Origin of the sequence: Botrimarina hoheduenensis, assembly GCF_007859815.1 — a bacterium.
Lineage (GTDB): Bacteria > Planctomycetota > Planctomycetia > Pirellulales > Lacipirellulaceae > Botrimarina > Botrimarina hoheduenensis.
In genome coordinates this window covers 52,992-66,488 of record NZ_SJPH01000004.1, presented here as the reverse complement: position 1 = coordinate 66,488, position 13,497 = coordinate 52,992, and the positions used below count along the sequence as shown (strand labels likewise).

Genomic DNA, 13,497 nt, shown 5'->3' with positions numbered 1-13,497 from the left:
GTGACGTACGGTGAAGCACCGGTTAGGCACCGAGCGAGCGTTCTTCCTCAGGGTCCGCGGGCACTTGAGGCTTTCGTAGCTTTTCGCCATGCGCTGCACGATAAGGCTGACCACGGAGCCAGGCCAGCGTGCGCCGGAAGCGCTCGTACAGCCCCCCGACCCCCTCGCTACCGCCCAACAGCACCCGGAAGGCCGCCGGATCGCGGGCGAGCGAGATCTCGGCCAAACGCCGTTGTGTCGAGCGCAGTTGCTCTTCTAAGAGCGTGTTCCACTCCGCTTTCGAGAGCCCGGCGTGGTCTGCCACGCGGATCTCTTTTCCCCAGCGGCACAGGCATTCGGGAAGGCGCTCTTCCCACAACGGGTACTCGATCGCCAGCGGCCGAAGGACCGTTTGCCGCAGCGCTTGGTCATGGCTGGTTGCCAGGTGATGCGCCAGATGCGCCAAACCGGGCTCGAACGGGGCCGTGTCGTCACGCGGATCAACGAACCGTCCTTCGGGGGTCATCCACACGCTGGCCCCATGGACTCCCAGCACGGCCCGCGTGGTCCTGAGGAACTGCGCTGCTCCGCGACGCGAGGTCTGATCCACACCAAAGAACCCCAGTCGTTCGAAGATCGGGTACCGTTCGAGCGCCGCCTCGTCGAAGGGGGCGTAGATCGTACGGCCAGGGGATTCAACCGCCGACAGATGGATCGACACCACCGGATCCCACCACGAAGCGTGGTTGAGAAAAACAATGAGCGGAGTTTCGTCGGCGACTTCGAGCGGCGAATCGGTCGCCACGCACAGCGAGTGCAGACCCCGGGGCAGGTAGCCCCGCAGGTACCAGCGGAACCAGCCGAGCAACCATGGCGAGACTCGCGGCGTGGCGTCGATCGATTTCGTAGTCTTCGCCATGCCGCACGAAAGAGTCGAGAATCATTGCCACCGGCTTGCAGGAGTGTGTCAACGATAGCCGCACGGCGGGGTTGCAGCGAGGCGGCCTCGTTTGCCGCGAGACACCACAGCGTGGCAGGTCAGACCGAAGCGGTCGCGTGCTCGCCTACTCGCTCGTAGTCGGCGTCCAGCGAATCGGCCGCGATCCAGCCGCTCATGAGCACCATTGGCATGCCCGGGCCGGGGTGGGCGGCCCCGCCGGCAAGATAGAGCCCTTTCACGTCGCGGCTGCGGTTGGCGGGTTTGAACGCCCCGAAGAACCGTCCGTGGCTCGCCAGCCCGTAGATCGCACCGCGCAGAACGTTGTAGCGGCTCTCGATGTCGGCCGGCGTGAGCGACGCTTCGACAACGATCGCGTCGCGCAGGTTTTCCATGCCCGCCGTGCGTTCGAGCTTGTCGAGGATCGTTTCGCGATACGCCGGCAGCATCTGGCTCCAGTCTTGGCCATCACGCCGGTAGGGCGTGTGAACCAGAATGTAGAGGGCTTCGCCCCCGTCGGGAGCGACACCGGGCTCGGTGATCGCCGGCGCGCACACGTAGGCGGTTGGATCCGGTGCGGGAACGCCCCGGTTGTAAATCGCATCGAACTCGATGTGAGGGTCTTCGGAAAAAATAAAGTTGTGGTGCAGGAGCTGCTCGTAACGCCGGTTCAGACCCAGATAGAGCACAACGCCCGAGCACGCGGGCTCGTACTTGCGACGTTTGAGGAAGGGCGAGCGAGGCCCCTCGCCCAGCAGCTCACGGTGGGTGAGCACACTGTCACAGTTGCTTACGACCGCATCGGCCGCGTGGCGTTCCCCCGCTTCCGTTTCGATACCGACCGCACGCCCGTTCTCGACAACGATCCGGCGGACAGGGGTCTCAGTGTGGACCTCGATGTCGAGCTCGGCGGCGAGCTTGGCTAGGGCCTCGGGCACGGCGCGGGTGCCCTGCATTGGGTACCACACTCCCTCTTCCGTTTGCATGTGAGCGATGCCGCACAGCACCGCGGGAGAGGCCTCGGGGCTTGATCCAACGTACTGCGTAAAGTGGTCGATCATCTGCGCAACGCGTTCGTCGGGCACGTGCGAGCGGACCGTCCCGGCAACGGTTTGCCCCATCCGCAGTTGCAGCAGATCGCCCAGTACTTTGGCATTAAACGTTCCGCCGACATCCATCGTATCGACGATGCCGCCGACGCTTTTCCAGAAGAAGAAGCGGTCGGAGATTTCGTGCAACCGCTTGCTGGTGGCGAGGAACTTCTCGTAGCCCGCTCCCACCGCCGGATCGCCCGAGAAGGCCTGCAGGGTTTGCTTCATCGCCGGGATGTCGGCCACGAGATCGAGCACGGACCGATCTTCAAAGAAGCACCGCCACTGGGGGTCCAGCCGGACTAGCTCGAGCCGGTCGTCCAGGTTGTGGCCGGCCTCGGCGAAGATCCGCCGGAGCACGCTGGGCAGGGTGAGGATCGTGGGCCCCATGTCGAAGCGGTAACCCTCGCGGCGGAGCTGAACCGCCTTGCCGCCGACCGTAGCGTTGCGCTCAAATAGCGCAACCTTGTAGCCGCGTGCCGCGAGCGTGCAGGCCGCCGCGAGCCCGCCCAGGCCACCCCCCACTACCGCCACGCGTGTCGATCCGTTGGGCTTTGCGCTGGCAATCATGTGCGTTCCTTCTTCTGTTGCTGGTGAAGCTTGGCGGCTTGGAGGAATCGTCGCACGGCACGCCACCGCGCGGCTAGCCCGGGAGCGTGTTGCGTTTGGATCATCGCCGCGATCAGGTCGGGCAGGGCGGCGGTTTCGGGGTCGAGGTGGGGCAACCAGTCGCCGTGCCGACGAACGATCGCTTGCGGCCGTGTCAGGTTGAGCAGCCCCTCGCGTCCGCGGGTGACGCCGTAGCCGCTGCTGCCGGTGCCGCCGAAAGGGACGCGAGCATCAGCGGTCAGCGCGATCACGTCTTCCAGCGTTACACACCCCGCTAGCAGTTCACGGGCCCTTTCGTCGGCTTCGCCGAATCCAGGGGGGCCAAAGACCGATGCCCCCAGAGCGTAGGCGCTGCGGTTCGCGGCGGCGACCCGTTCGTCATCGGTTTCCGCCACCGTAAGCGTCGCAACGGGGCCAAACAGATCCACGGGGTCGAGGGCTCGCGAGTTCGCGCTGTGGCGGAGCACGATCGGGGGGCAAGTATGACGCTCGGCTATCACGGTTAGGTCGAGCTTCTCGGGCCATTCAACCGTCGCACCAGCGGTGATCGCCTCGCCCACCAACCGGACGACGTCCTGCGCGACACGCTCCGTGATTCTACGGGCCGGACGCGCGCGGAGTCGGGGCTTGAGTCGGCGGAGCAGGTCGTCAATTTGATCGGCTCCGAGGATAACGCGCCGTGGGGCGATGCACGTCGCCCCGCTGTTGAGCATCAGACCCCAGGCGAGGCACACGGCGACGCGGTCCAGATTGGCACCGTTGAGCACCACCATGGCGTCGTTGCCGGAGCACTCGAGCGTGCAGGAAGTGAGGCGTTCCGCGGCACTGCGGGCAACGGCGCGTCCGGTTTCGGCCGAACCGGTGACGACAACATGATCGACGCCCGCGTCGATCGCCTCCTCAGCGGCTTCGCGCGTGCTTGCCAGAACGGGGCAAAGCCGCGGATCGACCCCGGCCACCACAAGGGTTTCGTGCAACAGCGCCGCGGCCGCTGCGCCGCCGGGCGGGGGTTTCAGCAGCGCCGCGTTGCCCGCCGCTAAAGCCTGTAGGGCGGGGACGGCCAACAAGAACAGGGGGTAATTGCTCGCACCAATTACCAGCACAACTCCCAGCGGCTTTCGTTCGACGACCAGCGTCAGGGAACCCGGCCGCAGCCATCCGAATCGGCTTCCTTCGGCGTGACGCTGCTTGAGTGTCGCGGCACCGTACCGCTTGAGCCATTGCACCGCGTCGGCCAGCGGGGCGACCTCAGCGGCCAAGCTTTCGGCATTGGTGCGGTCTTGGGGCGGAGTACAAACGTTGGCCCATCGCTGAGGATCCGTCCCGATCGCACGGCGTACCGCCAGCAGTCGGTCGATCCGCTGACGTGGCGAAAGCCGACGCCAAGACGTCTGCGCAGCGCGAGCGGCGTCGATCGCGGGGATCGTTGCGGCGTTTTGCGCAGCGCTCGCCATCATGTCGCTTGCCCCGAACGGATCGCCTGGGCTTCGGCCAGTTTCGCGCTGACAACCGAGCGGGCCACCTTGCGGTTGCCGCGTTCCAGTTCGTCGAGCGTTGCCTCGGCCAGCGTGCGGGGCAGGGTGACAAAGGCAACCATACCTGCAGCGGCACCGGCGGCTTCGAGATGGGCCGCGTAGCGTGCGGCATGAGCCAGGTTGTCGCGTGCCAGGGCGATCACCTCCGTATGGGGCGGAGCGGTGGGCAGATAGGTGCGACCGTCGCGGGCATCGTCGGGGGCGTCTTTGAGGATGTTCACCAGCTGGAGGGCTTCGCCGAAACGGGCAGCGCTGTTGGCCAGAGCGTCGCGCGCCTTGGAGGGGGGCAGCCGCAAGGCGAACAGGTCGGTGAGCATCTCGCCGACAATCCCCGCAACGTAGTAACAGTACTGTTGCAGGTCGGCGAGCGAGGTCAGACGGAACGATCCTCTGATGTCGGCACCGGCGAGAGTCTCCGCCATACCCTGCGCGGAGCGGATCGCATGGCGAAGGATCACGGCTTGCGAGTCGCTCGGCAAAGCGTGCAACGCTCCGATGACGGCTGGCGTTTCACTCAGCAAGTAGTTGTAGTCTTCGTTGTCGGACGGGGGAGAAATTTTCCAGCGCGCGGCAAGCTGCTGTGCTGCGTCGTGCGTGGGCTCTTGCAGCAGCGTGATCCAATCTTGTAGCTCGGCGATGCGTGCGTCTCGCCCGAGTCGGGGCGCATCTTCCAGCGTATCGGCAATCCGGAACAACAAGTAGCCAACGCCCACCTCGGCGCATAATGCTTCGGGCAGCAGCGGGATGGCCAGCGCAAACGTCCGGCTTGTCTTCTGCAGCAGCTCGTCGATCAGTTCGCGACGCATCATCGGGGCAGGCGGGCAGCTTCGATTGGGGGATAGAGTCCCCTCACAAACGGGGACTTTTTGTTTGGTGGTGTGCAGCGCGTCGCAAGGGGGCCGCTGTCGCGAGTTTCAAGCCGCTGAAGCGATACCGAGGTCTTCCATCAGGGTATCGCAGGCGATTCGTGCCGAGCTGTAGATCGTTGGCAGACCGCTGCCGGGGTGCGTTCCGCCACCAACCAAGTAAACTCCCTCCAGATCCTCGAAACGGTTGTGGGGCCGCCAGTACAGCATCTGGTCAAGACTGTGGGCAAGATTGAAGGTCGCCCCCCGGTAGATGTGGTGCTGTGCCAGCCAGTCGTCGGGCGTGACGATCCGTTCGGTGCGGAGGCGGGCTTCGGCGTTCTCGACTCCCAGCTCCTTGAGTTGATCGAAGACGATGCGCCGCATGCGTGGCGTTTCGGTGGCCCAGTCGATCTTGCCCCGGCTGACACCCAGGTTGGGTGTTGGCACAAGAACGTACAGCGAACTGCATCCGGGCGGGGCGAGCGAGGCGTCTGTCTGCGTGGCCGCTTGGACATAGACCGAGCAGTCGTCGTCCAGCGGGTTGCCGCGCTCGATATCGGTTAGGTTTTTCTTGTAGTCGGGTGCCAGATAGATTGTGTGGTGAGCCAAGCCGGGCAGCTCGCCATCAAGGCCCAGGTACATCATGAAGGTGCTGCAGCTGTAACGCTTCTTAGCCAGCTTCTCGTCGGTCCAGCGCTTGCGCAGATGGTTTGGCGTGAGCTCGGTCATCGTCTGCGCGAAGTCGGCATTGATGACCAGCGAGTCCACGGGGTACTCGCCCCGAGCCGTCTGCACGCCGGTCACGCGACGCCCCGCAAACCGAAGCTGCTCGATCGGCTCACCGAGCCGCACTTCGCCGCCCATCTCCGTGACGATCTCGGCCATGCGTCGCGATACCTGACCGCAACCACCGGTCGGGTGAAACACGCCGTGTTCGTACTCCAGGAATGCGAGGATCGAGAACAGGCTCGGGCACTGGAACGGGCTCATGCCCAGGTACTTGCCCTGAAACGTGAACGCCAGTTGCAGTCTTGGATCGTTAAAGTAGCGTCCGACTTCGCGATAGAGTGAGCGCCACGGCCGCACCAGATGCGCTGAACGCAACACCTCGGGACGGAGTAAATCGGTCAGCTTGTAGAAGGGCGATTCGAGGATCGGCGTGAACGCCGCCAGTTTGTTGCGGTTCTCCACGAGGAAGCGTCGGAACGCCCCCGCATCGCTCGGCGAAAGGCGGGCGATTTCCGCTTCCATCCGTTCGATGTTGGGCGTCGCGTCCAGAACTCCCGGTCGTTGCTGGGGGCCTTCGCCGAAGACCAGCCGATACTGGGGGTCGAGCCGCGTCATGGGCGTCTCGGTCATCAGATCGCGGCCGCATTCGGCGAAGATCTCGCTAAGGATCCGCGGATACAAGAAAAACGTGGGCCCCAGATCCCAACGGAAACCGTCCGCCTCAAGGCTCGACGTTCTTCCTCCGGGGGTCGTATGGCGTTCAAAGACACGCACCTTGCACCCACGCGCAGCAAGGAGCATGGCGGCGGCGAGGCCGCCCGGTCCGGCACCAACGATGGCGACTTCTTGATTGCTAGCTGATTGAACCAACGCACGCTCGTTCGCGAAAAAGAACTAATCCCCGTGGGGCGCAGCCGCAGCTCCGCCGCCAGTTTTCTAGACGTTACCACAGAGAAGCAAAGGGCTTAACGCCGGTCAGACAGCGAAAAAAACGTTTGCCCGGTCCGGCGCGGCTGCTCAGCGGTCACTAGCGGATGCGGATCAATTCGGTTCGCTTCTTGTTAAGCGGGCTTTCTGAGTTGCCTGGTGCCACGACGTTCTTTGACCTCCCGAGACAGCCCATGCGTCTAGCACGACGCAATTTGCAGCCCGAGCTGATGGATGCCCCGGATCTGGATCCCCGGCACCACGCCCAAGCGCTGCGCGGTTTGGCTCGATTGAATGTGGCGAGCGGGGCTGCGGCGTCGGTTTGGCGCGCGGTTCGGCAGGTGACGACTACCCGCGGATCGCGGCCGCTCCGGCTGCTGGATATCGCCAGCGGCGGCGGCGATGTGGCCCTTGGCGTCTGGCGTCGCGCCCAGGCGGCAGGCGTACCTGTCGAGATCGAAGGAATCGATATCAGCCCCACCGCGGTCTCTGCCGCAACCGCACGCGTGCCGAGCGGGGCCTCGGTTCGATTTCGCCAAGCTGATGTTCTCAACGATCCGTTACCGGAAGGGTTCGATGTGGTGATGAGCAGCCTGTTTCTCCATCACCTGGAAGATACTGACACCGAGGGGCTGCTGAAACGGATGGCCGCCGCGGCCGACCGTGGCATTGTGGTAAGCGACCTCCGCCGCAGCCGACTTGGCTATTGGCTGGCCCAGTTGGCTTGCCGCACGCTCACCCGCTCACCGATCGTTCAATACGACGGACCACAATCGGTGGCCGCTGCCTACACGCTTGATGAGATGCGCCAACGCGTAGCCGCGGCGGAGCTAAAGCGGGCCCGCGTTGCACGCGATTGGCCCCAGCGGTTGCTCGTCACTTGGAGACGTGACGACGCATGAACTCGAAACCCGCATCCCAATCAGACGCATCCGATCGGTGGTGCGCGTGTATCGTCGGTGCCGGCCCGGCGGGGGCGCTGCTCGCGCAACGTTTAGCGCAATCCGGGCACCGCGTGTTGCTGGTCGATAAAGCGGCGTTTCCGCGTCCGAAGGTTTGCGGCGGCTGCTTGGGGGGAATCGCGCTGGGGGCGCTGCGCGAGGCCGGCGTCGAAAAAGGCTACGCCGCTCAACCCCTCACGACGGTGTCGCTCCGTGGCCCGCGCGCCGAGGTGAAACTAGGGCTCGCCAATCGCCAAGCGATCTGCCGAGCCGAGTTCGACACGGCCCTCGCACAGAGCGCCGCCCGAACCGGGGCGGAGGTGAGAACCGGGGTTCGTGCGCGGTTGAACCCCGTTCAGGGAGCTTTTCGCCAGGTCACGCTGGAAGACGCTCACGGCCTCGCCACGACCGTGCGGGCGCGACTGGTGGTCATCGCGGCGGGCCTGGGAACGAGCGCTTTGCTGCCGCCTGCTGAGCGTCCGACCATCAAGCGGCGTCTCGATAGCCGACTCGGGGTCGGCGCAACCCTGCACGATCACGCGGACAGCTATCCGCCAGGAGAGCTGACCATGGTTAGCAGCGACGAGGGGCACGGCTATGCGGGCGTGGTGCGTCTGCCCGATGGCCGGCTTGATATCGCGGCGGCTTTGTCCACTGCGGCCGCCGCAGAGCTAGGCATCGTCGAAGCGGTGGCGAGGATCCTCCGCCGCGCCCGTGCGCCGTTGCCTGAAGGCCTGGCTACCGCCACCTGGCGGACCGCCCCGCGGCTGACGCAACGCCCCGAGCGTCTGGGGGCCGAGCGTGCTTTGCTGCTAGGCGACGCCGCGGGCTATGTGGAGCCGTTCACCGGCGAGGGGATCGGCTGGGCGCTGCGATCGGCGATCGAGCTCGCTCCGCTTGCTGAAGAAGCGATCGAAACCTGGCAGCCAGACATCGTTGAACGCTGGCAGCGGCGGCATCGCCGCGCGGTGGGGCGTCAGCAGCAGCGCTGCCGGATGGTTTGCAATCTGATGGGCGGGCGCTCGGTAACGCCCTGGGTGCTGCGCGCGATCACCGCGGCACCGTGGCTCGCGGCTCCGGTGGTGCGCAGCATCGACCCGACCCCCGCCACGCCCTCGGTACCATACGTGTTGCACCGATGATTATCTTGCTCTGAGAAAACGGAATCGTTGATGAGTTTTTATCTACACGGTCTAGGCGTTGCCGCTCCCGATCATGTGCTGAACCGAGCCGATGCGATCGAGCTGGCCCGTCGCGTGGCGTGCGAGACCGACAAGCAGCAGCGTCTGGTGGAGGTGTTGCACCGGCGTTCGGGAGTTGAGGAGCGGCGCACCTGCGTTCCCTACACGGAAGCGTTCCGCTGGGAGGGGGATCCCAACGGGCCGACGATCGCCGAAAGAACCGATTGGTACGAGACCCACGCCGCGCCGCTCGCGATCCGATCGACCCAAGCCGCGCTGGCCGATAGCGGTATCGCGCCCGCAGAAGTAACCCACCTGGTGACGGTGTCCTGCACGGGCTTCGAGGCACCGGGAGTCGATCTCGCGCTGATCCACGAGCTGGGGTTCTCGCCCGACACGCAAAGAGTGAATGTCGGCTTCATGGGTTGCCACGGAGCGATCAACGGTTTGCGGGTCGCAGGTGGCTTGGCCGCCGCCGAGCCCGACGCCACCGTGCTGCTGGTCGCGACCGAACTGTGCAGCATCCATTATTGTTTTCACTGGGATAACGAACGGGTCGCCGGCAATGCGCTGTTTGCGGATGGATCGGGCGCGGTGATCGGCCGATCAACCCCGCCACCGGATTCGGCCGCGAAACCTTGGCGACTCGCGGCGACCGGTTCGCGTGTGCTTCCCCATACTCAGGAACTGATCACCTGGCGGGTGCGTAACCACGGCTTTGAGATGGGCCTCTCGGCCGAGCTGCCCGGAGTGATCGAAGAGACGCTGGGCGATTGGCTGCCGGCTTGGCTTGAGCGACACGGAGTCGCGATGAACGACGTGCGCTCCTGGGCGATCCATCCGGGCGGGCCCCGCATTGTGTCGGCTTGCCGTACCGCGCTCGGGCTCGACGAGTCGGCCACCGCCGCCTCGCTGGCCGTGCTGAGCGAGTACGGCAACATGTCGAGCGCGACCGCGCTGTTCGTGATGCGGCGTCTGCGAGACGAGGGTGCCGCGGCCCCCTGTGTGGCGCTGGGGTTTGGTCCAGGGGTGGTCGCCGAGGCAGCCTTGTGGGTCTAGAGCGGTGCTTCCGAGAGCCCCAACGCCCCTCTTTCGCGGCACAAGTCGTGATTCGGAATGCCGCTGTCGCGACACATGGGTGCGGTACGCATTAGGCGTCATTTCGTGCTCGCCCTGCCGCTCCGATCGGTCATTAGTGCATGCCAGGTAAGCGGTTAGCGTGCTTTTCGGCCGCGTCCAGTGGCTACCAAGGGCCGAGATTCACCGTAAGACACCCTGCTTCGGTGGAGTTTCCCTGCTCGGCCTCTCTGTCGCGGGTTGCCCGCGCAGGCGACCGCTTATTTTAGCTTGTTGCCACGCCGTTTTCGGTTGCCATAGGACCACGGGGTTTTCCTTGGAATCAGTAGCGCTCAGGTTCGCGAAGCAGTTTGGGCTGCTGGCATGCTTGACCGTGGGGGGCTTGGGCTTGAACCAAGCGAGCCACGCCACGGGACCCAACGTTGTCGTTTTCTTTGTCGACGACATGGGCTGGACCGATTGGCAGCACGATGCCGCGCTAAATCCCACCGGCAGCGCAGTCTACGAAACGCCCAACCTGCTGCGCCTGGCCAGCGAAGGGGTCAACTTTACGCGCGCTTATTCCTCGGCACCGGTCTGCTCGCCCACGCGGGCGTCGTTGCTCACCGGCAAGTCCGTGGGTTTGCACGGGTTCAGCGACCACACCGGCGGCGGCGTCAACACCAGTGCTACGCTCCAGTCGCCCGTCTTTAACCGCAGCTTGGGTTCAGCCGAGATCACCGTTGCCGAGTCGCTCGGTTCGTCAGCCGGTGGCTACGACACCGGCTTCATCGGCAAATGGCATGTGGGGGGGAGCCCGCTCTCCAACGGCTTCGACTCGAACATCGCGGGGGGCGGATCCGGCTGCCCTTGCGACGGTGAGGGAGGGTTCTTTGCAGGTCCCGACGGCCGCTGGAGCGGTATGCCGGGCATCGACACGCCGGGCACCTATCCGGCGGACACGTATCTGACCGACGTGCTTTCGGGCTTCGCCGAGACGTTCATCACCCAGCGGGCTGCCGACCCCGACCCGTTCTTCTTGCTGATGTCTTCGTATCAGGTTCACGTTCCCCTGCAGGCCCCCGCGGCAACCGTGAGCAAGTACACGGCCAAGATCGCCATATTGAATGGGCAGGGAACCGACTTGCAGGGACACGACAACCCGATCTATGCGGCGATGGTCGAGGAGATGGATCGCTCGCTCGGTCGCGTGCTCGATCGGTTGGACGACCCCAACGGCGATGGCAACACGAGCGACAGTATCCGCGACAACACGATCGTGCTGTTTGCTTCAGACAACGGCGGCCTGACTATCTCCGAGCTGGGGTCGGCCCCCGCGACGGAAAACCAGCCGCTGCGTGACGGCAAGGGGAGCCTGTACGAGGGCGGTATTCGCACGCCACTGATCGCCAGTTGGACTGGTAACCCCGCTATCGCGCAGGGGACCGCTACCAATGCGCTAGCTGCGACTCACGACCTCTATCCGACGCTGCTCGAACTAACCGGCGCTAGTGCCGCGACGCCACGCAACTCCGGCATGGATGGCAAAAGTTTTGCCGCGGCGCTCACCGGCGGAGCGTACGACCGCGGCAATCTTTACTGGCATTACCCGCATCGTAGCAACCAGCACAAGCTTGGCGGCGGTGCCATCACGGGCGGCTCGTTCGTCAGCGCCGTGGCCGACGAGACGCATAAGCTCCTTTATTTCTACGAGACCGAGTCGTATGAGCTCTACAACCTCACAACCGATATCGGCGAGACGAACGATGTGTTCGTCGCGGGCAGCGAGGAAGCCTTTGAGCTAAGCCTAGCGCTCCACGCGTATCTGAAACGCAGCCAAGCCGCTTTGCCCGTCAATCGCCAGAGTGGTTTGACGGTTGATCTACCGCCGGTGATGTGGCGCACCTTCCAGGGTGACTTCAACACGGACGGTGTGATCGATGAAACCGACTGGGGACTGCTGCGGGGGCTCTTCGGTATGAACCTCTCACAAATCGATCCGGTGCTCGCCTACGCGGTCGGCGATATCAATCTGGACGGCCTGATCGATCGGTTCGACTTCGCCGAGTTCAAGACGGTCTACAACAATCGCTTGGGTGCCGGCGCTTTCGAAGCCATGGTGGCCGGTGTGCCCGAGCCCACGTCGCTGGGGGGGCTGCTTTCAACAGCCGCGCTGCTCGCTTTGCGGGGAGGCCGCCGCCGTGACTGAATCACACTTACAATCCCCACAGCTTCTCGCCACGCGTTTTGGTTCTCATGCCGTGCGAACGATGCAGGCAAGGTCGCTGTTGCTTATTGCTCTGATGATCATGCCGGCTTCAGCTCGCGCTGGCCTGCTCGTCCACTACACGTTTGACAACGCCGACATCAGCGGCGCGACGCTGATTGATTCGGCCGGCGGAAACAATAACGGCTTGCTGGTCGGGCAGGTGGAGGCGGGGGTCCCGGGCGTGTTGGGCCAAGCCATCCGTTTGCCGAACGACGACGGCCTGTCGTACGGGCTGCTGAGCTCGTCCCTCAACCCCGCCCCAACCGGCAACGATCCACGCACGATCGCGTTCTGGTTCAGCCAAGAGCAGCAGGGCGTTGAGAACAAGATGTTTGGTTATGGCCGGAGTAATACCGGTCAGTCGTTTGATGTATCGCTCGAAGGGGGGGGCATCCGGCTGCGTTACAGCGGTGGCAATGTCACTTGGGGTAGCGGGTTCGACTTTACCGGAGCGTCGGCGGGCTTCCATCACCTGGCGATTCGCGTACCCAGCGGTGCCGTGGATTATCTCGACATCGATGTGTTTCTGGATGGGGTTGAGCTCCCTGCCACACCGACCGGCGGAAATCCGGGGGCCACGCTGATCAACACCAGCGGCGGGATGGCTACGAACCTCAATCTCGGGCGTTCGCCGGCGTTTGACCCGGCAGGCGACTTCATCGGGCTGCTGGACGACTTCCGCCTCTACGATACGGCCCTCAACGACGCAGAGATTGGCGATCTGGCGAGCGCCGTCGCGGCGCTAGTTATCGATGTTGATCCAACGAGCGGCGGCATCGCGATTCGCAACCCGAGTGACCAACCAATCGCACTGGGCTACTACGAACTGACCAGCGCCAGCGGCGCGCTCTCGCCAACGGGATGGGCCAGTCTACAGGCTCAGGATCGGTCCGGCTTTGGCGCGGCCACTGGCCTGGGCGACGGCTGGGAACGGCTTGGCACGCCCAGCAGCAACCTGCTTGCCGAAGGCTATCTGAGCGACGAATCGGTCCTTGGTCCTGGCCAAAGCTTGCCGCTAGGTGCCGCGTACAACCCGTTCTTTCCGCTCGATTTGGAGCTGACTTACCAAACCGAAGGCGTGTTTCGTAGCGGCAGGCTCGGTGAGGTCGGTGCCGTTCTGGCCGGCGACTACAACGACGACGGCTTGATCGACGTGGCCGACTACACCGTGTGGCGCGATGCCGTGGGGACTCCGCTGGCACTGCATAACGACTCGACACCCACCGCCACGACCACCGATGACTACGCGGCGTGGGTCGCCGCCTGGCAAGCCAGCTCAGCGGCCCAAACGATCCCCGAACCGACCGGGCTCAGACTGCTAATCATCTTCTGCAGCGCGGGCCTTCTCAAACGCGTGGCGGTTTGAGCGTCGGGCTTGGCAACGCGTAGACAGGG

General features: G+C 64.6%; 10 protein-coding genes. 5 read left to right on the top strand and 5 right to left on the bottom strand.

Features of this window, described 5'->3' with window-relative positions; all coding sequences use genetic code 11:
• Positions 1 to 22: 22 nt before the first annotated feature.
• The 5 genes from Pla111_RS10260 to crtI form a co-directional block, all read right to left on the bottom strand.
• Positions 23 to 898, bottom strand: coding sequence for a lysophospholipid acyltransferase family protein (locus Pla111_RS10260; protein WP_146574026.1), 876 nt, complete (start codon positions 896 to 898; stop codon positions 23 to 25).
• A 119-nt stretch (positions 899 to 1,017) separates the two neighbouring features.
• Positions 1,018 to 2,577: a phytoene desaturase family protein gene (locus Pla111_RS10255; RefSeq protein ID WP_146574024.1), complete on the bottom strand. Its 1,560-nt coding sequence runs from the start codon at positions 2,575 to 2,577 to the stop codon at positions 1,018 to 1,020.
• A complete protein-coding gene (locus Pla111_RS10250; RefSeq protein WP_231930944.1) occupies positions 2,574 to 4,070 on the bottom strand; it encodes an aldehyde dehydrogenase family protein in 1,497 nt (498 codons plus the stop codon). The genes Pla111_RS10255 and Pla111_RS10250 overlap by 4 nt, the downstream gene beginning before the upstream one ends.
• Positions 4,070 to 4,960, bottom strand: a complete 891-nt coding sequence (locus Pla111_RS10245; RefSeq protein WP_146574019.1) for a squalene/phytoene synthase family protein — start codon at positions 4,958 to 4,960, stop codon at positions 4,070 to 4,072. Before Pla111_RS10245 ends, Pla111_RS10250 begins: the two co-directional genes overlap by 1 nt.
• Before the next feature lie 105 nt (positions 4,961 to 5,065).
• Positions 5,066 to 6,598, bottom strand: a complete 1,533-nt coding sequence (gene crtI, locus Pla111_RS10240) for a phytoene desaturase family protein (RefSeq protein ID WP_146574017.1) — start codon at positions 6,596 to 6,598, stop codon at positions 5,066 to 5,068.
• Between the two features lie 251 nt (positions 6,599 to 6,849).
• Here crtI and Pla111_RS10235 point away from each other — a divergent pair, with 251 nt between their 5' ends.
• The 5 genes from Pla111_RS10235 to Pla111_RS10215 all read left to right on the top strand — a co-directional run bounded on the left by Pla111_RS10235 (position 6,850) and on the right by Pla111_RS10215 (position 13,468).
• Positions 6,850 to 7,557, top strand: coding sequence for a methyltransferase domain-containing protein (locus tag Pla111_RS10235; RefSeq protein ID WP_197524941.1), 708 nt, complete (start codon positions 6,850 to 6,852; stop codon positions 7,555 to 7,557).
• Complete coding sequence (locus tag Pla111_RS10230; RefSeq protein WP_146574013.1) at positions 7,554 to 8,738, top strand: NAD(P)/FAD-dependent oxidoreductase; 1,185 nt, start codon at positions 7,554 to 7,556, stop codon at positions 8,736 to 8,738. Before Pla111_RS10235 ends, Pla111_RS10230 begins: the two co-directional genes overlap by 4 nt.
• Positions 8,739 to 8,768: 30 nt before the next feature.
• Complete coding sequence (locus Pla111_RS10225; RefSeq protein WP_146574011.1) at positions 8,769 to 9,836, top strand: type III polyketide synthase; 1,068 nt, start codon at positions 8,769 to 8,771, stop codon at positions 9,834 to 9,836.
• 334 nt (positions 9,837 to 10,170) lie between these two features.
• The gene (locus Pla111_RS10220; protein ID WP_146574009.1) at positions 10,171 to 12,042 is read left to right on the top strand and encodes a sulfatase; all 1,872 of its coding nucleotides are present in this window, start codon (positions 10,171 to 10,173) and stop codon (positions 12,040 to 12,042) included.
• Between the two features lie 100 nt (positions 12,043 to 12,142).
• Entirely contained in the window at positions 12,143 to 13,468 is a 1,326-nt protein-coding gene (locus Pla111_RS10215) for a LamG-like jellyroll fold domain-containing protein (RefSeq protein WP_197524940.1), read from the top strand.
• Positions 13,469 to 13,497 lie beyond the last annotated feature (29 nt).

Bases quoted from the DNA above. Each gene is read 5' to 3' on its own strand.
- Pla111_RS10260 (WP_146574026.1), bottom strand. From the start codon at position 898: ATGGCGAAGACTACGAAATCGATCGACGCCACGCCGCGAGTCTCGCCA.
- Pla111_RS10255 (WP_146574024.1), bottom strand. From the start codon at position 2,577: ATGATTGCCAGCGCAAAGCCCAACGGATCGACACGCGTGGCGGTAGTG.
- Pla111_RS10250 (WP_231930944.1), bottom strand. From the start codon at position 4,070: ATGGCGAGCGCTGCGCAAAACGCCGCAACGATCCCCGCGATCGACGCC.
- Pla111_RS10245 (WP_146574019.1), bottom strand. From the start codon at position 4,960: ATGATGCGTCGCGAACTGATCGACGAGCTGCTGCAGAAGACAAGCCGG.
- Pla111_RS10235 (WP_197524941.1), top strand. From the start codon at position 6,850: ATGCGTCTAGCACGACGCAATTTGCAGCCCGAGCTGATGGATGCCCCG.
- Pla111_RS10230 (WP_146574013.1), top strand. From the start codon at position 7,554: ATGAACTCGAAACCCGCATCCCAATCAGACGCATCCGATCGGTGGTGC.
- Pla111_RS10225 (WP_146574011.1), top strand. From the start codon at position 8,769: ATGAGTTTTTATCTACACGGTCTAGGCGTTGCCGCTCCCGATCATGTG.
- Pla111_RS10215 (WP_197524940.1), top strand. From the start codon at position 12,143: ATGCCGGCTTCAGCTCGCGCTGGCCTGCTCGTCCACTACACGTTTGAC.